General features: G+C 59.7%; 1 protein-coding gene. It reads left to right on the top strand.

Annotation, left to right across the window (positions count from 1 at the left end; translation table 11 throughout):
• Positions 1–268, top strand: a 268-nt coding sequence (locus EOD29_RS32080) for an ROK family protein (RefSeq protein WP_164763958.1), incomplete at both ends; no start/stop codon positions are given.

The raw sequence follows: 268 nt of genomic DNA, 5'->3' as shown, positions 1-268 counted from the left end.
GATGCTTTTGATCCTGGCGGATTTACGCTTGGAACCTTTGAGAGCGCGGTCGGCAGCGTCGCGATGTTGCGACGTTACGTCGGTTTCGGCGGGCGTAATGCATCCACCGTGGCCGATCTCTTCGCCGCGTTTAATGCAGGAGAAACAAGCGCTGCGGCTGCCATCGAAGAGACGGCAAGGCTGGTCGCAGTCGCTATCGCTGCAATCGGAGCGGCTCTCGATCCTGAATTGGTGATCACCGGCGGCAGCATCGGCTCAAGACCGGAAC

It is taken from the genome of Mesorhizobium sp. M1A.T.Ca.IN.004.03.1.1 (genome assembly GCF_003997555.1).
In the GTDB taxonomy this organism is placed as follows: Bacteria; Pseudomonadota; Alphaproteobacteria; order Rhizobiales; family Rhizobiaceae; genus Mesorhizobium.
This window is presented reverse-complemented; position numbering and strand designations above follow the sequence as displayed.